This window comes from Campylobacter sp. IFREMER_LSEM_CL1085 (assembly GCF_025772235.1).
GTDB classification, from domain to species: domain Bacteria; phylum Campylobacterota; class Campylobacteria; order Campylobacterales; family Campylobacteraceae; genus Campylobacter_D; species Campylobacter_D lari_D.
The window spans coordinates 25877-48040 of sequence record NZ_JAKMRU010000004.1; the positions used below are offsets into that span (position 1 = coordinate 25877).

Here is a 22164-nt window from a genome sequence, read left to right on the forward strand (position 1 = left end):
TCTATCCTAAATATTCTTTAAATTTATCAAAATAATTTTTTTGTAGTTTTACTAAAGATATCTTAATATCATCTAAAACGAAATCTTTTTCATTTAAAATTCCAAGTTTTGCAAAATTAATTTTCATTTTGTTTGCAAATTCAATAAAATTTTCTTCATTTTTAACACCAATTACAACTCTAGTTGGACTTTCTTCAAAAATAAAACTTCTGTTTTTAAAATTTGTTTTTACATTTACACCCAAATTCGCCTTTGCGCTCATTTTGGCTAAAGTCATAGCAAGACCACCTATGCCTATGCTATTAGCACAATCAAGTAACTTTGCTTCGTTTGCTTTTAGTAAGAAATCCCATAGTTTTAATTCTGCTTTAAAATCTATATCTTCAAGCTCTCCTGCGACTTTTTGATCTAGTACTTTAGCAATCAAAGATCCACCAAAACTACCTTTGCTTTTTCCTATTAAATAAATAGCTTGCGTTTCTTTACTAAAGTATGATTTTAAAACATTTTCTGCTTTTTCGTGAATACCAACGCAAGCTATGGTTGGACTTGGAAAAATACTTACTCCATCGGTTTCATTATATAAAGAAACATTTCCGCTTACCACAGGGGTATTGAGTTCTTTACAAGCTAGTTTAATACCTTCGCAGCCTTGAGCAAATTGCCACATTACTTCAGGGTTTTGTGGGTTGCCATAGTTTAAACAATCACTAATTGCCAAAGGTCTAGCTCCCGAGCATGCTATTTTTCTTCCTGCACTTACAACGGCTGCTGCTGCACCGATTTTTGGATTTACATAGTTTAATCTTGAGTTGCACTCAATGGCCATAGAAAGCAAGCAATTATTTTCTTTAATTCTAATACTATTTGCACCTAAAGCCCCATCGCTTTTTAAAGTGTTAGTTTGTACGCTTGAGTCAAACTGCTCATAAATATAAGCTTTATTACTGATATTTTCATTTGCAAGAAGTTTTTCAAAGGCTTCTTGAGTGGGAATGCTAAGTTTAAATTGATAGTTTTTTATTTCATCTAAGTATTTTGGCTTAGCCACAGGTCTATCAAGTATAGGTGCTTTTTCGCTTAGTGGTTCAATAGGGATTAGACCAACTAATTCATCATGCCAAAATAATTCCATTTTGCCAGTATCTGTAACTTCGCCTATAATGGCTGCATCAAGCCCCCACTTATTAAAAATCTCAATAACTTTTTCTTCATAGCCTTTTTTAGCACAAATTAGCATTCTTTCTTGAGATTCACTTAGCATTAACTCATAAGGAGTCATACCTTCTTCTCTCATAGGAGTTTTATCAAGGTAAAGTTTCATCCCGCTACCACTGCGTCCTGCCATTTCAAAAGAGCTTGAAGTAAGTCCTGCTGCACCCATATCTTGAATTCCAACTATATAATCAGTTTTGAAAAGTTCCAAACAAGCTTCCATTAATAATTTTTCAGCAAATGGATCACCAATTTGAACAGTTGGTCTTAAGCTTTTGCTAGATTCATTAAAACTATCGCTTGCCATTACAGCTCCACCAAGTCCATCACGACCAGTTTTTGAGCCTACATAAATTACAGGATTTCCTATACCTTCAGCCTTTGCATAAAAAATATCTTCGATTTTGCAAGTTCCAAGTGCAAAAGCATTAACTAAGATATTTCCATTAAAGCACTCATCAAAAGCGCATTCTCCACCTATAGTAGGAACACCCATACAATTACCATAGTGTGAAATTCCACTTACTACACCCTTAACTAAATATTTTTGATGTTTGCCTATTTTTTCATCGTGGATATTACCAAATTTTAAAGAATTCATACCTGCAACAACTCTAGCACCCATGGTAAAAACATCGCGTAAAATTCCACCCACACCAGTAGCTGCACCTGCAAATGGCTCTATAAAACTTGGGTGATTATGACTTTCTACTTTAAATACAGCAGCCATTCCTTTGCCTATATCTATTACTCCAGCATTTTCACCAGGACCTTGGATTACCCAAGGAGCTTTAGTTGGAAAGCCATTAAGGTATTTTTTACTTGATTTATATGAGCAATGTTCACTCCACATTGCAGAAATCACTCCAAGTTCTAATAAATTAGGTTCTCTACCTAGTATATTTAAAATTTCTTGATATTCCTCATCGCTAATTTTGTGTTGTTTTATAACTTCTTTATCCATAATTATCTCCTTTTTATTTTCCTAAACAAAAATTACTAAACATTGCATCTAAAATTTCATCTCTTTCAAAATTTTTGGTAAATTGAGCTATTTCTCCTATGGCTAAATTTAATTCAAAAGCAAAAAGTTCTAAAGAACTTTCCTTTAATAAATCTCTTGCACGCAAAATAGCTTCACTAGCATTTTTACAAGCATTGAGTATTAAGGTATTGCTAATTAGCATTCCATCGCCATCTAAAGTATTTAAGTATTCATTTAAACTTTCCTTAATGGCTTGAGTGTTTTTTTGGGCGCAAATGTGTATACAAGAAGTGCCAATTTCATGTTTAAATTTGGTAGCCAAATCGCTTTTATTTAAAACATAAATAATTTTTTTATCACAATCTTTTAAAGCTTGTAAAATACGTTCATCTTCTTCTTCAAATTCTTTAGATCCGTCAAAAACAGCTATAATGATATCTGCTTCTTTAATGCTTTCATAACTTAAGTTGACTCCGATTTTTTCTATCTCATCATCTGCGTTTCTTATACCTGCTGTGTCGATGATTTTAATTAAATGTGAGCCTATTTTTAAACTTTCCTCGATACGATCTCTTGTGGTGCCTGCAATATTAGATACAATAGCTCTATCAAATGCTAAAAGCGAATTTAACAATGAACTTTTTCCGGCATTTGGCTTGCCGATAATAGCAACTTTAAAGCCATTTATAAGACCTTTTTTACTTAAGGAAATATCTACTATATCGCTTAAAAGTTTTGAATTTTTTTCACACATAGCAATGATTTGATCAAGTAGATCTTGCGGTAAATCATCATCTGCATAGTCAATGCTAGTTTCTACAAAAGCAAGAGTTTGAACAAGGTCTATTCGAATGGTGTTTAAAAATTTACTTAAATCACCTTTAATATTTTTTGCTATGATATTTGCAGCACTTGTTGATTTTGACATGATAGCATCTTGTATGCTTAAAGCTTTTAAAAGATCCATTTTGCCATTTAAGCAAGCTCTTTTGCTAAATTCTCCAGGATTGGCAAGGCGCGCGCCTGCTAAAACAAGCTCATCGAGTAAAATTTCACTCAAAGAAAAACCGCCATGAAGTTGAAATTCCACAATATCTTCTCCTGTAAAAGAGTAGGGTGCTTTAAAATAAATTACTAAGGCCTCGTCTAAAAAGTCACTATTGTTTTTATAAAGTTTGCATAAGTGCGCATAGCGTGGTGTGAGTTCTTTTTTGTGGGTAATTTTTAATGCAAGTTCTAAAGCTTTTTTTCCACTTACTCTAATGATGCTTATAGAGCCCACTCCGTGAGCTGTAGCAATAGCAGTTATCGTGTCATTCATTCATTTTTCTTCAAAAAATCATTCACAACGATATATCTTTGATCGTCATTTTGTTTGATAGCTACATACTTATCAGGAAAGCGTTCTCTTAATTTTTCTAAAGCAAGTTTTAGCCAAATTCCATCTAGTGGTTTTGTTTGAACTCTTCCAGTGTTCTCTACTTTTTCTATGAGAATTTTTAAATAACTATCAATAGCTTGGGTTTGGTTTTCCAAAAATTGCGCTATTTCTAGTCTTGGTTGAATTTTATATTTAGCATTAAGCCAATTATAAAGTAAATATGAAAAAGCTTTATATCTGTGAGCTTCTTTGCCTATAAGTAAGGCTGCATCTTCTCCATCAAGTTTAATTAAAACACAGGTTTCATCCCAAACACTAACTTGCACAACTTTAATATCAAAATCAAAAGTTGCTAGTAAATTTTCTAGTGAAATTTTTATCTCATCTATATAAGAAACAATGTTTTTTTCTTCTGAAGACTCCTTATGGAAAGAATCAAAAATAGCATCATTTTTTACTTTATAATGTTCTTTAGGTTGAGCAATATTTTCAATTGGTTTTTGAAAATTTTCTTTATATTCTTTTTTATATTCATTTTTTTCAAAATTTTTTTGAGAATATTTGTTAAATTTCTCATTTTGATTTTTTTTAGGTTTTTCATTATGGACTTTTTGAGTTTTTTTATGTCCTTTAATACAGATTATCGCATTTTTTTTAAAAAGGCCAAAAAATCCTGCTTTAGCATGTTGAATAACTTCGTATTCTAAGTCAATCACAGAGCACTCAAGTTGTTTTGAGGCTTCTATGAGTGCAGTTTGTAAGTCTTTAGCTTCTATGTTCATGTTTAGCTATTTCCTCTTTTTTGTGGTTTTTGAAAAGCTTATTAACAATTACTTGTTGAATAAGTGAGCATATATTATTTACACACCAATACAAAGTTAAACCTGCTGGGAATGTTAAGAAAAAGAAAGTGAAAATTAATGGTAAGAATTTCATAATCTTTTCTTGCATAGGATCTTGTATAGCCATTGGTGTAATAAGTTGCTGGATAAACATAGTTAGACCCATAAATATAGGTAAAATAAACCATGGATCCATCACAGATAAATCTGTAATCCAAAAAGCCCAAGGTGCAGCTTTAAGTTCTATGGCATTTAGTAAAACTCTATAAATTGCAAAGAAAATTGGAATTTGAATGAGTATAGGTAAACATCCGCTCATTGGGTTTGCACCATGTTTTTTATAAAGTTCCATCATATGTAAATTCATTTTTTGTGGATCACCTTTGTAGCGTTCTCTAATTTCTTTCATTTTTGGTGCTAAATCTTTGAGTTTATTCATAGAAATCATTGATTTGTAAGTAAGTGGGAAAAGAATAATACGCACAATTAAAGTCATCACTACGATAGCCCAACCCCAATTACCCAAATAACCATGTAAGAAATTTAAAAATTCAAACATAGGTTTAGCTATAAAAGTAAACCAACCATATTCTACCACATCATCTAAATCTGCATGAATGCTTCTTAAAATTTCATGCTCTTTTGAACCTATATATCCGGTTGCTTTAAAATTGTTAGTTGCACTTGCAAAAACGATAGAATTTTCGTGATTATCTTTAGTAACTACTGCATTTAAAGGTTTTTCAAAATTATAAAAGAAAGCACTATAATAGCGATCTGAAGCTGCCATAAGGGTTACATTAGAAAAACTTTCATCATTTTCTACATCACCATCTTCTAACATTGTTATTTTATCATCTTTATCTAAGATTAAAACTCCATGTACTGTATAACTATCAACTGCTATATTTGGACGATAACCTGGAGTGATAAAATAAGCTGTATCTTTGCTTAGATTTACTTCTAAATTATAATTTCCATATTTGTGAAAAGTGATTTTTTTAGTTATTATTAGATCATTTAAATTTTGAGTAAGAATTAATGTTGTATTTTCATCATTTACATTGATAGTTTTTTGACTAGCTGTATATACTGTATTGAATGCCTCTTGATTTATCTTTGTATCACTAAATCTTATTTCTAGTGGCAAAGGTGATAAAGAAGTATCTACTAGATTAATGCTTTTACCATTTTCATCTTTATATTTTTCATCGCTTAGATAAAATTTAGCTATTCTACCTAAAGAGTCAATATGTGCTTCAAAATGCTCACTTTTAACAACTGCTATTTCTTCTTTTTGATTAACACTAAGTTCTGTCTTTGGAGCTTGTGTATTTGTATTTGCGGTTGTAGTTTGTGGAGCTGAATTGTTTTGTTCTATATGAGTGATATTTTGCTCATTTTGTGGTGCTTTTGGAATAAAAAAATAATCATAAACTACAAAAAATAAAAATGATAATACAACGGCAATTAATATGCGTTTTTGCTGGGATAAATTTTCTGACACGGATTGTCCTTTGGAAATATAATCTTAATTAAAAAAAATTGATTATCATTGCAAGGGATATAAAAATAATTGAGTTGTTTTAAAGCATTAAAACTAGGTTTAAAACATACACCTGAGTTTAGAGTATTCTTGCGTATTTTAGGATAATCAATACCACCTTTAAAAAACGGATTGCATTTTAAAATTCTTAAAAAAACTGCACCAAATGCTTTAAAAATATTATTTTTTTTAAATTGCCATAAGGCATATTCAGAACAACTTGGATAATACCTGCAGCATTGTGGCTTAAAAGGGCTGATAAAGAGCTGGTAAAATCTAATAAGTTTTAAACAAGCTATTTTATACATCCTATTTTTTTCAAACCCCATTTCAAGTTTTTTTCTAATTTTAAAAAAGGAATTTCAGTAATACTTGTCTTAGCTACAAGTATGTATTTCCCGTTTTCGACTTGATTTTTAACCTGAAAAAAAGCTGATCTTAAGAGCCTTTTGGCTCTATTTCTAACGACAGCTTTTCCAACTTTTTTACTAGCAACAACAGCAAATTTTTTTTCTTTACTTAAAGTATAAAAGATGATTACACCTTCACAGTGCCACTTTTTACCTTCTTTATAAATTGTTGCAAACTCTCCTAAGTCGTTAATACTTAGAAAATCTTTTATACCGCTAATCTTTTTCTACCTTTAGCGCGTCTAGCATTGATCACCTTGCGACCATTTTTGCTTTTCATACGCACGCGGAAGCCATGAGTTCTTTTTTTAGGAGTTTTGTGTGGTTGATATGTTCTTTTCATATTCTTTCCTTAACTTAAAATAAAAAACAAAATAATAAGCGTGTATTTTATCAAAATCTTACTTAAATCTGCTTTTAATTAAGAGTTATTTTAAAAGTTTTTGCTAAATTTTTGTTTTATTTTTATGTATTTTAAGGAAAAATCATGAGTTTTGAAATTTGTGAGAGTAAAAAAGAAGATTTAGAAAAAATTTTAGAATTAATTAAAGAGCTTGCTATCCATGAAAATATGCTTGAAGATGTAAAATGCACAACTAAAGAACTTGAAGAATCTTTTTTTGAAAATAAATATGCTAAGGCTTTAAGTCTAAAAGTTGATGGTAAAATCATAGGTTACGCAATGTATTATTTTACTTTTTCGTCTTTTTGGGGTTTAGGTGGGTTATATCTAGAAGATATTTATATACAGGCAAAACATAGAAAAAAAGGCTATGCAAAAGCTGTTTTTAAATATTTAGCACAAATTTGTAAAGAAAAAAATCTTAAAAGATTAGAATGGGTATGTTTGAATGATAATGATTTAGGGATTGAGTTTTATACTAAATTAGATGCAAAGCATATGAATGAGTGGAGAACTTATCGTTTAGAGGGTGAAAATTTAGAAGTATTGATGTAATGAATAAGCGTAATTTGTATTATTTAAAAGCTTTTGGTTATGAATATTTTAACGAGCAAAAACAAATTAGGCATTTTAATTTAAGTTTTAAAGAATTAAACGAAAGGGTAAAAACCTGCAATCTTTGTCATTTTTCTAGACTAAGAAAGCATAGTTTAATGGAAAAAGAAGCCAAAAATGCTAAAATTTTGATTTACCAAGCTTTTGTTGATAAAGAAGAAAATGAGAATGGAAAGTTTTTTGCTTCTAAAAATAAGCAAGAGTTTTTAAGATTATGCAAGGAGCTTTTAAATTTAAAAGATGATGAGATATATTTTTCTTATATGTTTAAATGTTTTAGTAATTTTAAAATAGACGATCAAGCATTAAAATTATGCTTGCCGTATTTTTATAATGAGCTTGATTTTATAAAAGCAAAGATTATTTTATGTCTTGGTCAAGAAGCTTTTGCAAGTTTGGGTTTTGAGAATTTTCAAAAATATAAAGGACAATGTATGTATTATAATAATGCCTTACTTTTGCCAAGTTATGATTTGAATTTTTTGAGTAAAAATCCTAGCTTTTATGCTGAATTTATAGAAGATATTAAAAAAATAAAAGGTTATTTATGAGAAAAAGTTTAGTTTGTTTGATGATGAGTTTTGTTTTAACTTTAAATGTCTTTGCGAAAGAGCAAAAACCATCGCCCATAGAACCTAGTGAGTCTTTTTATCCTAATTTAGAATTTCAAAATTGTGATAATGATTGTTTATTTACTTTGTTGGAAACAGGACTTTATTTTAATTTTTTATCAAGATTTAATAATGATAATGCAAATGAGCTTTTAGTCAATATCTATACCAAACTTTTAAATTCTATTATAGATTTTGAAAAAAGAATTCAAAAAAATGCTAGCATAAAACTAGCTATTATTATACCTGAGCAAACGATTAAAAGTTATTCTAATACTATTATAAATTCAAGCATAGCGTATTTATTAAGACAAAGAGCGCAAATAAAAGTAAAGGTGTTTTTAATAGGTACAGAAGATGAGAGCAAGATAACTAAAGCTTTTAAACAAGCTCAAGATGAGAAATTTAATTATATTATCGCAGGTTTTACAGATAAAGGTGTGAAAAATTTATTAAAAGAAAGCCTTGATTCTAATGTAAAAGTTTTTATTCCTACTGCACATAAAAGAAATTTTGATACGCAAAATGAAAATGTGTATTTTGGAAGTATAGATTATCAAAAACAAATCCAAAAACTTTTGGAATACTCCAATGGTAAAAATATTATTTTTTCAGATGGAACACCTTTGGCAAATCGCTTAGATGAAAACGTTTTAAACGTAGGGAATGGTAGTGAGAAAATTTATACTATTAATAGTTCTAAATTTGATTTTAGAAGCATTTTAAATCAAAATAGAAGTTTTCAAGATTCTAGTATTATTTTAAATACTTCTTTGATTAAAACAGCACTCATAAGCTCACAAATAAGAACTTATGATATAGAGCCTTTTGTATTATTATCAACTCAGATTAATTATAATCCTATTTTGCTAAGTTTAACGCAAATTAATGATAGAAAAAAACTTTTGCTAGCAAATTCCATTTCTAATGAGGATCAAACTCTAAGCTATCTTAATGAGCTTTTTTCGCAAAATATTAATTACAACTGGATAGCTTATGCAACTAGCGTGGGCCTTGATTATTTTTATACGCAGTTTTTAGATAAAGATTCTCAAAGAATTTTTGATGAGGGTTTAAATGATAATCAATTTGACTATAAGGTTAAAATCATTCGCTCGCAAGGCTTAGGTTTTACTCCTTTGCAAGATCAGTAAAAACCTTAGTTATAGTCTCATCTATAGGGGCTACTTTTTCATTTTTTAAAAAAGCTAGGGTAAATTCAGCTTCAAAAAGCTTGGTATTTTCTTTATAAATCTCTTGTTTTATACAAACTGAGGCTTTTTTAAGCTTTGTGATAAATGTTTTTACTTCTATAAGATCTCCAAGTTTAGCGGGTTTTAAAAAGTTACAATTCGCTTTTGTAAGTAGAAAATGTCCTGTATTTTTATCAAAAATTTTTGCATTTTTTTGAAAAAATATCTCACTTCTTGCTCTTTCGCAAAATTTTAAGTAGTTGCTATGGTATACCACTCCACCTGCATCGGTATCTTCATAATAAATTCGTATTTGCATTTTAGACCTTTTATTTTATTATATATTGATCGGAAAATATCGCTTACAATCAACTTTTTTTATTGATAAATTTGTTGAAATTCTACTTAAAATGTCATAAGAAAAGCATAAAATATTCTTGATTTTATATCTTATGTTAAAATTGTATTTTATATCATTGAAAAAAGGAAAATCATGCAAGTTTTGCAAAAAATGTTTAAATTGCTAGCTATTATGGCTTTTGTTTTTAGTGTGAGTGCAAATGCACTTAGTGAGGGTAAAGAGTATATTACTTTAAAAACACCTATTCCAAATGCACAAAATTCTCTAATAGAGGTATTTTCTTATCGTTGTATTCATTGCTATAATCATCATCAATTTCACACTCTAGCAAAAGTTAAACAAGCTTTACCAAATTTAAAATATGATCTTTTCTCGGTAAGTTCTATGCTCGAGTACGGTGGTGCTTTAAATGAGATGTTTGCTTTAGCTTCTTTTAAAGAAAAAGCTTTAGGTTTAGATGTTACTAGTGAAAAAAGTCTTACTTATAAGCTTGCTGATGTGTATTTTGTAAGTCATTTTGAAAAAAAAATAAATTTAAATAATCTTGATTTATTTTATAAAATAGGTTTAAATGCTATTGGTGCTAGTAAAGAAGAATTGCAAAAATTTTTACAAACTAAAGAAGCCAAAGAGCTTTTAGTTGCTTATGATGTAGCTAATGAAATTTCAAGAAATTATGGTACGCCTGCTTTTGTAGTAAATGGCAAATATCAAATCAATCCTGAGTATATCACTTCTTTAGAGGAACTAATCCGTATAGTTAAAGAACTTTCTACCAAGTAATGCTTTTTTAAGCATTACTTTTTGTAATTTTTGTGATAAAGTATTATTATTTTTTATTTTTTTAATAATTATATTTTCATTTTGAAATTTTTTCTTATTGTTTAATTAATATTTAAGTTATATTAATATAACTTAAGCATGTTTATAATAAATTGCAAATATTTATTATATATAAAATACAAATAGGAGAAATAAAATGAAATTCAACTTAAATAATTTGTCAAAAGCAATGGCGGCAGCTGCTTTTGTTCTTGGTGTGAGTGCAAATGCACTTAGTGAGGGTAAAGAGTATGTGGTTTTAAAAACACCTATCCCAAATGCTCAAAATTCTTTAATAGAAGTATTTTCTTATCGTTGCACACATTGTTATGATCATCATAAGTTTAATACCATGTCAAAAGTCAAAGAAAAATTACCACAATTAACTTATAAATTTTATCCTGTTAGCTCTATGGGTGATTATGGTAAGCAAGCTAATGAAATTTTTGCTTTTGCTGCTTTTAAAGATGAGCAAAATAAAGTAAGTCAAAGCGATAAAAATAGTTTAACTCATAAAGCTTCTGAAGCATATTTTAATGCTTATTTTAAGAAAAAACAAAGATGGGGAAATGGAGCCAATCCTGAAGCGTTTTATGAAGTAGGATTAAAAGCAATTTCAGCAAGTAAAGAAGATTTAGATAACTTTTTAAAAACTCCTGAAGCTAGTGAAATTTTAAAATCTTATGAATATGCTAATGATATCTCTAAAAACTATGGTACGCCTGCATTTGTAGTAAATGGTAAATACCAAATCATACCACAAGCTATCACATCTCCACAAGCTTTAATAGAAATAACAGAAGAATTAAGCAAGATGTGATTTGAGGTATTTTATGAGTTCTTGTCCTATTAGTAAAATCACTACTTGGCAAAATACAAGAGTTCCTTGGTTGATAATGGTTATAGCTATGGTAGGCTTAACTTTTATAGCACACTTTTTGTTTCAAGAATACCTTTATATGGAGCCTTGTGAGCAGTGTGTTTATATAAGATTTGCTATGTTAACTATGGCTTTTGGTGGTATTTTAGCCTTGATAGATCCTAAAAATGATTATCTAAAAATTTTTGCTTATACTTTTGTATTTTGGGGTATATGGCTTGGTATAGAGTATTGTATTACTCTTAATCATATCCATGAGGTAGTACATTCAGAAAATCCTTTTGCTGGTGTTGATGGGTGTAGAGAAATTCCTATATATCCTTTTAATTTACCATTGCATGAATGGGCACCAGGATGGTTTTTACCAACAGGTGAGTGTGGTATGGATACACCTATAGTGCCTGAAGATGTTTATGGTAGTTTAAATGCTTTTCAGAAATTTTTTGTTGGAAATCCTCCAAATTTTGAAGATGGTTTGTATAGTAATGGTTGGTATTTGATTCCTAGTATGGAATTTATGAATATGGCGATTTGTTGTTTGTTGGCTTTTGTTGTTTGTTTGGTGATTTTAGGAAGCATGTTTGTTTCTTATACATTTTCACATTCTAAGGCTAAATTTTATGCTTTGATTGTTTTAATATTAGTAGTTTTGCTAAAAATTTTAGGTGAGCCAAGTGTGCAAATAGCTTAATAATATAAAAAAGGAGAAAAAATGAAGATTAGTAAAATTGTAAGTAGTATTTTGCTTGCTGGTAGTGTTGTTATGGTAGCGCCTAGTGTTTCTTTGGCTATGGGTGGACCTAGTGGTGCTAAAATTGATTGGGAAATTCAAGGCAAAATTGGCGCAGTAAAGATGAATCCTTATGGTTTATCTCCGCTTAGTGCTATAATTATGGATGGTGGATACAAACTAAGCGATGTGAGCGTAACTATAGTTCCAAAGCCAAATGGACAGACTATATCTTATAAGGTTAGCCCTAATAAAATTAAAACTTATGGAGGAATTCCTGTTTTTGGACTTTATCCATCATATTTTAATACAGTAAAAGTAAGTTATACTAAAACTGCTTTTGGAAAGAGTGAAAAAGTAGTAGATGAGGTATATAAAATAGCAACTGGTGGAGTTAATATAGAGCCAAGTGGAAGTATTATGCAAAGAGGTGTACCTTTTGAAAAAGTAGAAGTGATTAAAGTAGATAAAGGTTTTGAAGATAGGTTGTATTTGGTTAATAATGCTCCAGGGAAACAAAGTGGAAAAGGTTCTCAATCTGTTTGGAATAACCCAGCAGGTGGTGCAATGGAATGGGATGAAAATTCAAATGCATTTATCATTGATACAAAAGGTGAAATTCGTTGGTATTTTGACAATGATAAATTGATGGATTGGAATAATATTTACAACCGTGGTATTATGATGGGATTTAGGCAAAATACTGATGGAGCTTTAACTTGGGGTTTTGGACAAAGATATGTTAAATATGATTTAATGGGTAGAGAAATTTTTAATCGTCTTTTACCTTCTTCTTATATAGATTTTTCTCATTCTATGGATAATATGCAAAATGGAAATTATCTTTTAAGGGTGGCTTCTGCCAATGTTAAGCGTCCTGATGGTAAAAATGTGCGTTCAGTACGCGATGTGATAGTAGAAGTTGATAAAAATGGTAATGTAGTAGATGAGTGGAGATTGTTTGAAATTTTAGATCCATATAGAGCAAATGTAATCAAAGCATTAGATCAAGGTGCTGTTTGTTTAAATATTGATGCGAGTAAAGCAGGGGTTACTTTAAGTGATGAGGATTTAGCTAAAATGGATGCAAGTGATTCTTTTGGCGATATAGCAGGTACTGGAGTAGGGCGTAACTGGGCTCATGTAAATAGCGTAGATTATGATCCAAGTGATGATAGTATTATTATTTCAAGTCGTCATCAAAGTGCTATTATAAAAATAGGACGCGATAAAAAAGTAAAATGGATATTAGGAGCACACAAAGGATGGGGAGAAAAATATAAAAAAACACTTTTGCAACCTGTTTATAAAAATGGCAAAAAGATAGTTTGTGAAGATGAGTATAGTAAATGTCCAGGATATGAAAACGAAGAAGGTGGTTTTGATTTTACATGGACACAGCATACTGCTTTTAGAATAGATGAAAAATCTGACAAAAGATATATTTATATCACAGCTTTTGATAATGGCGATGCAAGAGGTATAGAGCAACCTGCTTTTGCTTCAATGAAATACTCAAGAGCAGTTGTGTATAAAATAGATCAAAAAAATAAAACCGTAGAACAAATTTGGGAGTATGGAAAGCAAAGAGGCAATGAATGGTTTTCACCTGTCACTTCTTTGGCAGAATACCATAAAGATAAAAATTCCATCATGGTTTATAGTGCTACTGCTGGAATGTCATTTGACTTAAGCAAGGGTGCTGCTGTAGGTGAGCCAAAACCTGAAATAGATGAATTTAAATGGGGAGCTAAAGAACCTTCAGTACAAATTCGCTTTAGCGGAGCAAGTACTGGTTATCAAGCTATGCCTATTGATTTAGAAAAAGCATTTAAATAAGAAAAAAGGGCTTTTTTAAAGCCCTTTTAATTTTTATAAATATCCTGCACCTAAAGCTAAAAAATAACCTACTATACAAGAAACAATCACACCAATTAATCCTGGTAAGATAAAGCTATGATTGATAACAAATTTACCTATTTTTGTAGTACCTGATCTATCAAATTGTATAGTTGCAAGATCGCTTGGATAAGTTGGTAAAATATAGTATCCATAGCAAGCTGCTGCAAAAGCAATGATAATACCTGGTTCAACACCAATTCCTAGTGCAAGTGGCACAAAAGCTGCAATTGCTGCTGCTTGAGAATTAACAAATTTAGAAATAAGTAAAAGCATAATAGCATAAGTCCAAGGATGTTCTATAACGATATTACCTAAAGATTCTTTCATCATAGGAGTATGCACTGCAAACATTGTATCTGCCATCCAAGAAATTCCAAAAACAGCTACTAAGGCTATCATACCGGATTTAAAAATTTCATTTTTTGCAATTTTGCTTGCATCAAGTTTGGTAAAAATGATTAGCGCTGCACCTGCTAAAAGCATAAACATTTGAATAGTTGCTACCATATTCATAGGTTTGGTAACGCCTTTTGAGGTAAATTGCGGTCTAAGTTCTGGAAAAGCTCCAAGTATAGCTACTATAGCAATAGCACCTAGGAAAATCCACATAGCTACCCATTGGATAGTTGGAAGTTTTTGTCCAAGAAGAGTTTTACTATCGCCATAGATATATTCTCTTTGTTCTGGATTTTTAATCTTAGCTTGAAAATCCTCATCTTTATCAAGATCTTTTCCCCTAAACCAAGAAAAAATTCCTATAGCCAAAACACCTACTAAGGTAGAAGGTATAGTAATAGCAAGTAAATCTACATAGCCATCAAATCCTGCTAAAGGATGTTTATTAATTTCTGGATTTAAAAGTAGGGCTGTTAAGCTTACAACTGCAACTGAAACAGGACTTGCGATAATACCAAGTTGTGAAGAAATACTAGAAGCAGCCATTGGTCTTTCTGGGCGAATATCATTTTTAATAGCAATATCATAAATAATAGGCATCATAGTATAGACAACATGCCCAGTTCCACAAAGCATGGTAAGAATGCAAGTTACAAATGGCGCTAAAATAGTTAAGAATTTAGGATTTTTTCTTAGAACTTTTTCTGCAATTTGCAACATTACATCCAAACCACCACTAGCTTGCAAAGTTGCACTAGCAACAACAACAGCTAAAATGGTAAGCATAACATCAATAGAAGGTTTTCCAGGTGCTACAGCAAAACCAAAACTTAAAACTAATAAACCTATACCGCCTAATAAGCCTAGAGCGATACCGCCTTTTTTTGCCCCATAAAAAAGACAAATAAGAACAACAATTAGTTGAATACTAAATTGAACACCTTCGCTAAGGCTAGTTAGTATTTCCATACTCTCTCCTTATTTTTTGAAATATGTGAGAGTATAATCCAAGTTTTATTAATAGTAAATAAAATTTTTTATTATTTAAATAAATATTTACCAATATTTTGAATTTATTTATCAAAATATTGGTTATTTTATATTTATTGATAATATTTTAAGATTGCATAAAGAATTTTACTGATTTTTTCAATAGAAGCTATTTCACATTTTTCATCTGTTGAGTGAGGGTTATGGATATTTGGTCCTATTGAGCAACATTCTAAAGGTTGTTTTTCACTTATAATGCCACATTCTAAACCAGCATGTATAGTGTAAAGCTTGGCGTTTGGGTTTTCTTTTTTAAAATAACTTAGAATTTCTTCTCCAAATTTAGTATCTTTATTAGCCCACGGTGGATAAAAATTTGCACTTGAAACTTCGCAGTTTTGCATCTTAAAATAAGTTAAGGTTTCAAATTCTATGTTTTTAAGTTCTTGTAAATCATTAGATCTTGCAAAAAGCTCAAAATGAAATTTGTTATCTTTTTCATAAGCTAGTGAAAGATTGATACTTGTTTGAACTAAATTTAATTGATGATTAAAAGTTCTAACTCCTTGTGCAAAAGCATTAATGAGATTTAAAATAACTTGAGAATTTTTATAATATGTTCTTTCGATTTTACCTATATAATTTACTTTAAAATAATCATTTTCTTTTGGAGGATTTTTAAAAAATGCTATAACTTTAGCATGTTTTGGTATAGAATTTATTCTTTCACCTGCTTTAAATTCGCAAAGTTCTCCTTGATTTTGAGTGATAAAATAGCTCACTTCTTTAATAGAAGATTTAATATTTTTAACAATATCAATTCCCGAGTGCCCACCTTTAAAATCAATTGCTTCTATCTCATAACAATCTTCTTCTTTTTCATCTATTTCTAAGTTTAAACTAGCAAAAATATCTACCCCACCAGCACAACCTATAACAACTTCATCATCGCTTTCGTGGTCTAAATTTAAAAGCTTGCTTGAGATCAAAGTATGGGTGAGATTGTTTGCTCCACAAAGTCCAACTTCTTCATCATTAGTAAAAAGACATTCTATATTTTCAAAATCTTTTAAAGCTTGCATCATTAGCGATACTCCTATGCCATTATCTGCACCTAAGCTTGAATTTTTAGCCTTTAAATATCCGTTTTCTTCATATATTTGTATATTTGGAGCTTCTCCCATGCAAACCATATCATAATGACTTTGTAAACAAATTTTAGGATTTCCTTTGTGTGCGTGGATATTACCTGCTTCATCAACGCTTACTTGGCAATTTTGACTTTTAGCAAAATCAATGAGAAAATTTTTCAATTCTTCGGTTTTGAAACTACAATGAGGTATTTGAGCAATTTGTTTAAAATTTTGTATAATTTCTTGCATAAATTCTCCTTTTTATTGTAATTATGGCATATTTTTATATAGATGAGGTTTAAATGAAATTTTCTAGGAAACAAATTAAATTATTTATAAACTTATTAAAAGATCCGAAGAAATTTTTAATCGCATTTTTTTTAGTTGCTTTTGCTTATGTTTTAAACTATGATAGTGGTTCATATATCAATGCTAAAGTAAGTCGTGTAGTAGATGGAGATACTATTGAGGCTAAATTCGAAAATGAAAAACTTAAAATCAGACTTTTTGGTATAGATGCACCTGAGAGTGATCAAGCTTATGGAAAGATGGCTACGCAATTTCTAAAAGCTATTGTATTAAACAAAGAAGTAGTTTTGAATGTAAAAGATGAGGATAAATATGGTAGAATTTTAGCCATTGTATATTTAAATGATAAAGATATTAATCAAGTTATGGTTAAAAATGGTTTTGCTTGGGCATATGAGCATTATAGTGATTTGTATATAAATGAGCAAAATTATGCCAAGATAAATAAAAAAGGATTATGGGAAAGTGAAAATCCTATAGAGCCTTATAAATGGCGTAAACAAATAAGATTAAAATAGGATATAAGATGTTTAAAAAAATATTATTGTTTGGATTTTTAGCATTATTTTTTAGCGGTTGTTTTGTAAATGAAAGAGGGGTTTCAAATCGCTTTTATGATGATTGTAAAGAATATTATGATGCAAGCGGGACTTATCATAAAGAATGTCCAAAGAATTGGGTGGATTTACCTTTAACCCCCGATTCCTTTTAAGACTGCATTAAGTTCTTCTTGCATTGATTCTTGTTTAGTTGTTTCTTGCTGATTTTGATTATTATTTGCAGCGGCTTGATTTTGTTTAAGTTTAAATATATGATCATCTGTAGTAATAACTTGAAAAGATGCGTCAAAAATTTTAATCTCATTTACAAAACCAGCTACTTTAACCTCTCTTTTTCTTGAGTCATCGCTAAATAAAGCACTCGCTTCAAGATTTAAAATATCTCCCACTTTTAAAGGAGCATAAAAAAAGCTTCTTGAGCCTATTAAGACGCTAAATTCTTTATTAATTGCAGCTTGTGCTATGTAATTTGCTGCATTAAATACAAAGCCACTATGCACTAATCCTAGTTCATCTACTGCCATATCATGGGTTGTGATTAAAATACCTTTGGCGAAATTTTTTTCTATATGAGAAATACTTCCTGCTAAAGTATTGTTTATCCCTGGACAAGTGATAAGTTCTGATTTAATACGATTTAACTCTTCTGGGTCTATTAATTCTTCTATAGTAACAGCACTTACTGTTCTTGCCATTTTTACACCTTTAATTTAACATAAACTCTTTTTGGTGCTTCATAGCCTTCGCAAGTTAAATTTGAATCATTTTTATCTAAAAATTGATCTAAAGAATAAGAATCAATCCATTGTGTTTTTCTTTGTTCTAAAAGATCGGTTTGTTTAGTTGTTATAACTTCAAATTCACTAAATCCAGCCCTATAACACCAATTTCTTAAACCTAATATCGACGGAATGAAAAAAATATTTGGTATTTTTGAGTAAGTTTTTTGAGGAATAAGTGCTATTTCTCTTTCATCTTCTATATACATAGTGTCTAAAAAGACTATGCCATCTTTATTTAAAGATTGTTTGAGTTGTTTTAGCATGGCTATGGGATCACTACGATGATAAATCACTCCAAGACAAAAAATCACATCAAATTTTATGCCATAATTTGGTACATCAGCTACGCCTAAAAGCTCATATTGTATAGGAGTTTTTGCAATGGAGTTTAAAAGTAAAAATTGCAAATAATATTTAATAGAAGGATCAAAACCTATGAGCTTTGAAGGATTAAATTCAAGCATTTTAAACATATAATAACCATTATTGCAGCCAATATCTGCTACTATTTTGCCTTTTATTTCTTGCATATAAGGCTTTAAAATATTAAATTTGATAAAACTTTGCCATTCTGTATCTATAAATAAATCATTAATTTTAAAAGGTCCTTTACGCCAAGGTTTTAATTCTAAAGTGATATTCTTGATCTCATCATCTAAACTTTTATCACAAAAAATATCAAAACTTTCATTTATAAGGTAATTTGAATTTTGAATTTTTTTACTAAGTTTTTGGATTTTTTCATATAAAGGATGTTTTAAAACTTGCTTAAATAAAGCATTATTTTGCATATTTTTCCTTGAAAAACTCCCTTATTTGGGAGTTTTTATTATTGAAGTAGGCTTGCTAGTTTAGTTTGTAACATTACATTTGAATGAGCATTTGCAAATAAAAATGCATTTTCTTTTAGGTAATTTGCATTAAAATCATTGATATTTTGAGCTAAGTCATTATTTTGTAATTTGCTTTCAGCTTCTTTAGTGTTAATACTAGTTTGCAAAGATGAGTTGATATTAGAATGGATAGCGTTAATTCCAGCACCAATATCTGCGCGTAAAGAACCTACTTGATCTTGAAAATCACGAATTCCGTCTTGATTTTCAAGGCTTAAATTTGCTGTGCTTGGTTGATTTAAATTAATACTTTCAACCCCAGTACCAACAACAAAATCCATACTCTGAAATACATTTTTTCCATTAAAAGTCGCATTGGAAAAAGCATCATTGATTGAAGTTACAAGTTTGCTTGCTTCAGAATTTAGCATACTTTTTTGTCTGTCATTTAAAGCAGCATTGTTTGAGCGCACTGAAAGTTCATTAAGTTTATCTGCAGTAGCTGAAATGCTATTTAAAGTTGAATCAGCAATTTGTAAAACTCCTATGGAATCATAGGCATTTAAAATACCTTGATCTATAGTGCTATATTGACTTCTTAAAGAATCAGCTATGGCTAAATTTGCTCCATCGCTCCCATCTATAGCACGGATTGTGGCTATGTTTTCTAAAGCTTTTTCTTGGCTTTTTTGAGCTTGATTTAAGTAGTGATTTTGTTGAGTTGTTCCTATATCGCCTATTTTCATCTTTGACTCCTTTTAAAGACTTATTTTATTATATCATTTTTTTGTTTTAAAATTTAAGAAAAACAAAATTACTTGTGATAACATGATAATTTTCATCACAACTTCACTTGCACCATGAATTTTTATAAATTCTTGAGTTTTAGTTGCTTCTTCTCCTAAACTTTGTGCTTCTAAAACATAAGCAGTGAAGTAAAATACAAAAAGCAAACTTAGTGCCAAAATGATCAAAGAAAGCATAAATTTTGAAAAATTTATTTTAAAAGTTAAATTTTTGTCTTTAAATGAAAAAATTTCTATTAAAATAGACAAAACACTCACACCTAACAAAACATAGCCAAATTGCACAAAAATGTGTGTCATTAAAAGCCCACTTTGAAAATGAGTTAAAACCCCTTCACCTATGAATTTAGCAGGATAAAATATAGTCGGAGCTAAAAACACACCTATGCTAATTTCAATCCCAATTAAGCTTGCTAGTAAAAATAAATATATTGATTTCATATTTTCTCCTATAATAAAGATAATTATAGTCTAATTTTTTAAATTCCATGCAACAAAGGCTCTATCAAATCCATTATAATCTTGATAAAAAGTAGCCTTGAAATCATTTTCTTTTAAAATTTTATTTAAAATTGTTTTTTGATCATAGCCAAACTCACATGCTAAGACTTTTGTGTTGTGATTTTTGGCAAAAAGAATAATTTCATGTAAAATTTCCCAACCTTTATCTCCACCAAATAAAGCATTGTGTGGTTCGTTTTGAACCCATTTATCTAAAGGATAGTCATTTTTTATGTAAGGAGGATTAGAAAAAATAAAGTCAAAATTTCCTTGTATATTTTTAAAATCACAAAGTTGAAAATTGATTAAATTTGAAACATTATGAAAATCTGCATTTTTTTTAGCAAGCTCTAATGCTTTTGGATTGATATCACAAGCTTGTATAAAAATTTGTTTTAACTTTGCTAAGCAAATACTTAAAATTCCACTTCCAAAGCCAATTTCAAGTATATTTTTAAAAGAGTTATGATCTAAAATTTCTAAACATCTTTCAAGTAATATTTCACTATCAAAACGCGGTATCAAAACCCCTTTTTTAGTAAAAAAATCAAAACCATAAAATTGTGTTTTTTGAAATAAATACTCAAAAGGCTCACCATTTAAAAATCTATCTATATATTCTAAAAAAACTTTCTCATTGATTTGAAATTCAGGATTTAAAAAAATCCAAGCTTTATCTTTTTGTAAAAGTTCACAAAGAATAAAAAGTATATATTCTTTGTGAGTAGGATCTTTTGCGTAAGCTTGCTTTAAAGCTTGTTTGATTGAAATCATTGCAAAGCTTTGATTCTATCGTAAATACAAGGATGACTTAGATGAAAGAAAGTATAAATTTTACTTGTTTTAACAAAGGCTTTGTTTTCTTTTGCTAAAGCTATGAGAGCATTTTTCATATCTTCTTTAGAGCTTAGTTTTGCTCCGTGTAAGTCAGCATTAAATTCATTTTTTTGACTCATTTTATTAAGCAGTGGAGAAATAATAAAAGTAAAAATATTTCCAAAAATCAATAAAAGTGCAAAAACTCCAGCATTCACTCCATCTAAATGACTTTCAATATAAAAAAAGTTTGGTAAATGTGCAAAGATGAAAAATAAAGCAAAAAGCATCAAAGCACTAGCAAATAACATTTTTAGCAAATCTTTATGCACAAAATGTCCTAGCTCATGACCCAAAACAGCAATGAGTTCTTTTTCTTTTAAAGCATTTAAAAGTGTATCAAAAAGTACTACTCTTTTGCTTTTAAATAAGCCACCAAAATAAGCATTTAATCTTTTATCTCTTTTGCTTGCATCGATAACATAAACACCATTTGCACTAAAGCCACATTTTTGCATTAAATTAGTGATTTTTTCTAATAAATTTTCATCTTCAAGTTTTTTCATTTTGTTAAACATAGGTGCAATAAGTGTAGGGTAGATGAGATTTATAATAAGTATAATTATAAAGCTTAGAGCAAAAGCCACTACCCACCAGTATGTGTTAAAAAATTCAAAGCAAAATACTAAGGCATAGATGATTAAAAAGCCAAAAACAAGCATTAGAGCTAAAGATTTAATGCTGTCTTTAACAAAAAGTGCTAAAGTCATATTTGAAAAGCCGTGTTTTTTATCTTTTATAAAGCTTTCATAATAGCTAAGTGGTAAATTTAAAATACTAATAATCAATAAAAATACAAGCAAAAATAAAGTATTTTCTAAGGTAGAATTTTCTTTTATAAAAATTTCTTTTAAATACAAAAAGCCAAAGCTAATCCAAGAAATGTTAACCATCAGATTATAAAGATTAGAAAAGATTTTGTATTTTTCATTTTCTATGGCGATATTTGCAGCATTTTTATAATCTTGTTCATTTAAAATAATTGCTTGTTTTTCTCTTTCTTTTTTTAAAAAAGAAATTTGCACATAAGATATAAAAACCAAAAAAGCTGTGTAAATACATAAAATAGTTATCAAAGTCAT

Annotated in this window: 25 protein-coding genes; 9 read left to right on the forward strand and 16 right to left on the reverse strand. The window is 29.5% G+C overall.

Annotated elements, in window-relative coordinates:
- Position 1: 1 nt before the first annotated feature.
- The 7 genes from purL to rpmH are packed head-to-tail and all read right to left on the reverse strand — an operon-like array spanning position 2 to position 6722.
- Positions 2-2179, reverse strand: a complete 2178-nt coding sequence (gene purL, locus L8W56_RS02595; protein ID WP_263659337.1) for a phosphoribosylformylglycinamidine synthase subunit PurL — start codon at positions 2177-2179, stop codon at positions 2-4.
- 13 nt (positions 2180-2192) lie between these two features.
- Complete coding sequence (gene mnmE, locus L8W56_RS02600) at positions 2193-3521, reverse strand: tRNA uridine-5-carboxymethylaminomethyl(34) synthesis GTPase MnmE (RefSeq protein WP_263659338.1); 1329 nt, start codon at positions 3519-3521, stop codon at positions 2193-2195.
- A complete protein-coding gene (locus L8W56_RS02605; protein WP_133319314.1) occupies positions 3518-4363 on the reverse strand; it encodes a Jag N-terminal domain-containing protein in 846 nt (281 codons plus the stop codon). Before L8W56_RS02605 ends, mnmE begins: the two co-directional genes overlap by 4 nt.
- Positions 4347-5930 (reverse strand): membrane protein insertase YidC, encoded by a 1584-nt coding sequence (yidC, locus tag L8W56_RS02610; protein WP_263659339.1) that lies wholly within the window; start codon positions 5928-5930, stop codon positions 4347-4349. The genes L8W56_RS02605 and yidC overlap by 17 nt, the downstream gene beginning before the upstream one ends.
- Positions 5894-6277 (reverse strand): membrane protein insertion efficiency factor YidD, encoded by a 384-nt coding sequence (gene yidD, locus L8W56_RS02615; RefSeq protein ID WP_039664776.1) that lies wholly within the window; start codon positions 6275-6277, stop codon positions 5894-5896. The genes yidC and yidD overlap by 37 nt, the downstream gene beginning before the upstream one ends.
- Entirely contained in the window at positions 6265-6591 is a 327-nt protein-coding gene (gene rnpA / locus L8W56_RS02620; RefSeq protein ID WP_082018444.1) for a ribonuclease P protein component, read from the reverse strand. The genes yidD and rnpA overlap by 13 nt, the downstream gene beginning before the upstream one ends.
- Positions 6588-6722 carry a 50S ribosomal protein L34 gene (gene rpmH, locus L8W56_RS02625; protein WP_012661270.1) on the reverse strand — a complete coding sequence of 45 codons (135 nt, stop codon included), beginning with the start codon at positions 6720-6722 and terminating at the stop codon, positions 6588-6590. Before rpmH ends, rnpA begins: the two co-directional genes overlap by 4 nt.
- Before the next feature lie 141 nt (positions 6723-6863).
- On the opposite strand from rpmH, the gene L8W56_RS02630 reads away from it, so the two are divergent.
- From L8W56_RS02630 to L8W56_RS02640, 3 genes are read left to right on the forward strand one after another with little or no spacing between them, the layout of a single operon-like run.
- Positions 6864-7337, forward strand: coding sequence for a GNAT family N-acetyltransferase (locus L8W56_RS02630; protein ID WP_263659393.1), 474 nt, complete (start codon positions 6864-6866; stop codon positions 7335-7337).
- Positions 7337-7948, forward strand: a complete 612-nt coding sequence (locus L8W56_RS02635; protein ID WP_263659340.1) for a uracil-DNA glycosylase family protein — start codon at positions 7337-7339, stop codon at positions 7946-7948. The genes L8W56_RS02630 and L8W56_RS02635 overlap by 1 nt, the downstream gene beginning before the upstream one ends.
- Positions 7945-9162, forward strand: a complete 1218-nt coding sequence (locus L8W56_RS02640; protein WP_263659341.1) for a hypothetical protein — start codon at positions 7945-7947, stop codon at positions 9160-9162. The genes L8W56_RS02635 and L8W56_RS02640 overlap by 4 nt, the downstream gene beginning before the upstream one ends.
- Here L8W56_RS02640 and L8W56_RS02645 read toward each other — a convergent pair.
- Complete coding sequence (locus tag L8W56_RS02645) at positions 9140-9520, reverse strand: YbgC/FadM family acyl-CoA thioesterase (RefSeq protein WP_087699453.1); 381 nt, start codon at positions 9518-9520, stop codon at positions 9140-9142. The two genes, L8W56_RS02640 and L8W56_RS02645, sit on opposite strands and share 23 nt — an antisense overlap.
- Positions 9521-9694: 174 nt before the next feature.
- Here L8W56_RS02645 and L8W56_RS02650 point away from each other — a divergent pair, with 174 nt between their 5' ends.
- The 4 genes from L8W56_RS02650 to L8W56_RS02665 all read left to right on the forward strand — a co-directional run bounded on the left by L8W56_RS02650 (position 9695) and on the right by L8W56_RS02665 (position 13833).
- Positions 9695-10345: a thiol:disulfide interchange protein DsbA/DsbL gene (locus tag L8W56_RS02650; RefSeq protein WP_220566742.1), complete on the forward strand. Its 651-nt coding sequence runs from the start codon at positions 9695-9697 to the stop codon at positions 10343-10345.
- Positions 10346-10541: 196 nt separating this feature from the next.
- Positions 10542-11204 carry a thiol:disulfide interchange protein DsbA/DsbL gene (locus L8W56_RS02655; protein WP_263659342.1) on the forward strand — a complete coding sequence of 221 codons (663 nt, stop codon included), beginning with the start codon at positions 10542-10544 and terminating at the stop codon, positions 11202-11204.
- Between the two features lie 13 nt (positions 11205-11217).
- Positions 11218-11955 carry a protein-disulfide oxidoreductase DsbI gene (dsbI, locus tag L8W56_RS02660; protein ID WP_263659343.1) on the forward strand — a complete coding sequence of 246 codons (738 nt, stop codon included), beginning with the start codon at positions 11218-11220 and terminating at the stop codon, positions 11953-11955.
- 21 nt (positions 11956-11976) lie between these two features.
- Positions 11977-13833 carry an aryl-sulfate sulfotransferase gene (locus tag L8W56_RS02665; RefSeq protein ID WP_263659344.1) on the forward strand — a complete coding sequence of 619 codons (1857 nt, stop codon included), beginning with the start codon at positions 11977-11979 and terminating at the stop codon, positions 13831-13833.
- 33 nt (positions 13834-13866) lie between these two features.
- On the opposite strand, the gene L8W56_RS02670 is transcribed toward L8W56_RS02665, so the two are convergent.
- Positions 13867-15261 (reverse strand): anaerobic C4-dicarboxylate transporter, encoded by a 1395-nt coding sequence (locus L8W56_RS02670; protein ID WP_263659346.1) that lies wholly within the window; start codon positions 15259-15261, stop codon positions 13867-13869.
- 134 nt (positions 15262-15395) lie between these two features.
- Complete coding sequence (locus L8W56_RS02675; RefSeq protein WP_263659347.1) at positions 15396-16664, reverse strand: M20/M25/M40 family metallo-hydrolase; 1269 nt, start codon at positions 16662-16664, stop codon at positions 15396-15398.
- A gap of 53 nt (positions 16665-16717) precedes the next feature.
- On the opposite strand from L8W56_RS02675, the gene L8W56_RS02680 reads away from it, so the two are divergent.
- Both L8W56_RS02680 and L8W56_RS02685 read left to right on the forward strand, forming a co-directional pair.
- Positions 16718-17242, forward strand: coding sequence for a thermonuclease family protein (locus L8W56_RS02680; RefSeq protein ID WP_263659348.1), 525 nt, complete (start codon positions 16718-16720; stop codon positions 17240-17242).
- 8 nt (positions 17243-17250) lie between these two features.
- Positions 17251-17436, forward strand: a complete 186-nt coding sequence (locus L8W56_RS02685; protein WP_263659349.1) for a hypothetical protein — start codon at positions 17251-17253, stop codon at positions 17434-17436.
- Here the strand turns inward: L8W56_RS02685 and L8W56_RS02690 are convergent.
- From L8W56_RS02690 to L8W56_RS02715, 6 genes are read right to left on the reverse strand one after another with little or no spacing between them, the layout of a single operon-like run.
- On the reverse strand, positions 17416-17979 hold the full coding sequence (locus L8W56_RS02690) for a hypothetical protein (RefSeq protein WP_318529802.1): 564 nt from the start codon (positions 17977-17979) through the stop codon (positions 17416-17418). The two genes, L8W56_RS02685 and L8W56_RS02690, sit on opposite strands and share 21 nt — an antisense overlap.
- A 2-nt stretch (positions 17980-17981) precedes the next feature.
- Positions 17982-18857, reverse strand: coding sequence for a tRNA 5-methoxyuridine(34)/uridine 5-oxyacetic acid(34) synthase CmoB (gene cmoB / locus L8W56_RS02695; protein WP_263659350.1), 876 nt, complete (start codon positions 18855-18857; stop codon positions 17982-17984).
- 38 nt (positions 18858-18895) lie between these two features.
- Complete coding sequence (locus tag L8W56_RS02700) at positions 18896-19645, reverse strand: flagellin (protein ID WP_263659352.1); 750 nt, start codon at positions 19643-19645, stop codon at positions 18896-18898.
- Between the two features lie 33 nt (positions 19646-19678).
- Entirely contained in the window at positions 19679-20146 is a 468-nt protein-coding gene (locus L8W56_RS02705) for a DUF4149 domain-containing protein (RefSeq protein ID WP_133319299.1), read from the reverse strand.
- A gap of 30 nt (positions 20147-20176) precedes the next feature.
- A complete protein-coding gene (locus L8W56_RS02710; RefSeq protein ID WP_165955269.1) occupies positions 20177-20977 on the reverse strand; it encodes a HemK/PrmC family methyltransferase in 801 nt (266 codons plus the stop codon).
- The gene (locus L8W56_RS02715) at positions 20977-22164 is read right to left on the reverse strand and encodes a M48 family metallopeptidase (protein ID WP_263659353.1); all 1188 of its coding nucleotides are present in this window, start codon (positions 22162-22164) and stop codon (positions 20977-20979) included. The genes L8W56_RS02710 and L8W56_RS02715 overlap by 1 nt, the downstream gene beginning before the upstream one ends.

Bases quoted from the DNA above. Each gene is read 5' to 3' on its own strand.
- purL (WP_263659337.1), bottom strand. From the start codon at position 2,179: ATGGATAAAGAAGTTATAAAACAACACAAAATTAGCGATGAGGAATAT.
- mnmE (WP_263659338.1), bottom strand. From the start codon at position 3,521: ATGAATGACACGATAACTGCTATTGCTACAGCTCACGGAGTGGGCTCT.
- L8W56_RS02605 (WP_133319314.1), bottom strand. From the start codon at position 4,363: ATGAACATAGAAGCTAAAGACTTACAAACTGCACTCATAGAAGCCTCA.
- yidD (WP_039664776.1), bottom strand. From the start codon at position 6,277: ATGTATAAAATAGCTTGTTTAAAACTTATTAGATTTTACCAGCTCTTT.
- rpmH (WP_012661270.1), bottom strand. From the start codon at position 6,722: ATGAAAAGAACATATCAACCACACAAAACTCCTAAAAAAAGAACTCAT.
- L8W56_RS02635 (WP_263659340.1), top strand. From the start codon at position 7,337: ATGAATAAGCGTAATTTGTATTATTTAAAAGCTTTTGGTTATGAATAT.
- L8W56_RS02640 (WP_263659341.1), top strand. From the start codon at position 7,945: ATGAGAAAAAGTTTAGTTTGTTTGATGATGAGTTTTGTTTTAACTTTA.
- L8W56_RS02645 (WP_087699453.1), bottom strand. From the start codon at position 9,520: ATGCAAATACGAATTTATTATGAAGATACCGATGCAGGTGGAGTGGTA.
- L8W56_RS02650 (WP_220566742.1), top strand. From the start codon at position 9,695: ATGCAAGTTTTGCAAAAAATGTTTAAATTGCTAGCTATTATGGCTTTT.
- L8W56_RS02655 (WP_263659342.1), top strand. From the start codon at position 10,542: ATGAAATTCAACTTAAATAATTTGTCAAAAGCAATGGCGGCAGCTGCT.
- dsbI (WP_263659343.1), top strand. From the start codon at position 11,218: ATGAGTTCTTGTCCTATTAGTAAAATCACTACTTGGCAAAATACAAGA.
- L8W56_RS02665 (WP_263659344.1), top strand. From the start codon at position 11,977: ATGAAGATTAGTAAAATTGTAAGTAGTATTTTGCTTGCTGGTAGTGTT.
- L8W56_RS02670 (WP_263659346.1), bottom strand. From the start codon at position 15,261: ATGGAAATACTAACTAGCCTTAGCGAAGGTGTTCAATTTAGTATTCAA.
- L8W56_RS02675 (WP_263659347.1), bottom strand. From the start codon at position 16,664: ATGCAAGAAATTATACAAAATTTTAAACAAATTGCTCAAATACCTCAT.
- L8W56_RS02680 (WP_263659348.1), top strand. From the start codon at position 16,718: ATGAAATTTTCTAGGAAACAAATTAAATTATTTATAAACTTATTAAAA.
- L8W56_RS02685 (WP_263659349.1), top strand. From the start codon at position 17,251: ATGTTTAAAAAAATATTATTGTTTGGATTTTTAGCATTATTTTTTAGC.
- L8W56_RS02690 (WP_318529802.1), bottom strand. From the start codon at position 17,979: ATGGCAAGAACAGTAAGTGCTGTTACTATAGAAGAATTAATAGACCCA.
- cmoB (WP_263659350.1), bottom strand. From the start codon at position 18,857: ATGCAAAATAATGCTTTATTTAAGCAAGTTTTAAAACATCCTTTATAT.
- L8W56_RS02700 (WP_263659352.1), bottom strand. From the start codon at position 19,645: ATGAAAATAGGCGATATAGGAACAACTCAACAAAATCACTACTTAAAT.
- L8W56_RS02705 (WP_133319299.1), bottom strand. From the start codon at position 20,146: ATGAAATCAATATATTTATTTTTACTAGCAAGCTTAATTGGGATTGAA.
- L8W56_RS02715 (WP_263659353.1), bottom strand. From the start codon at position 22,164: ATGACTTTGATAACTATTTTATGTATTTACACAGCTTTTTTGGTTTTT.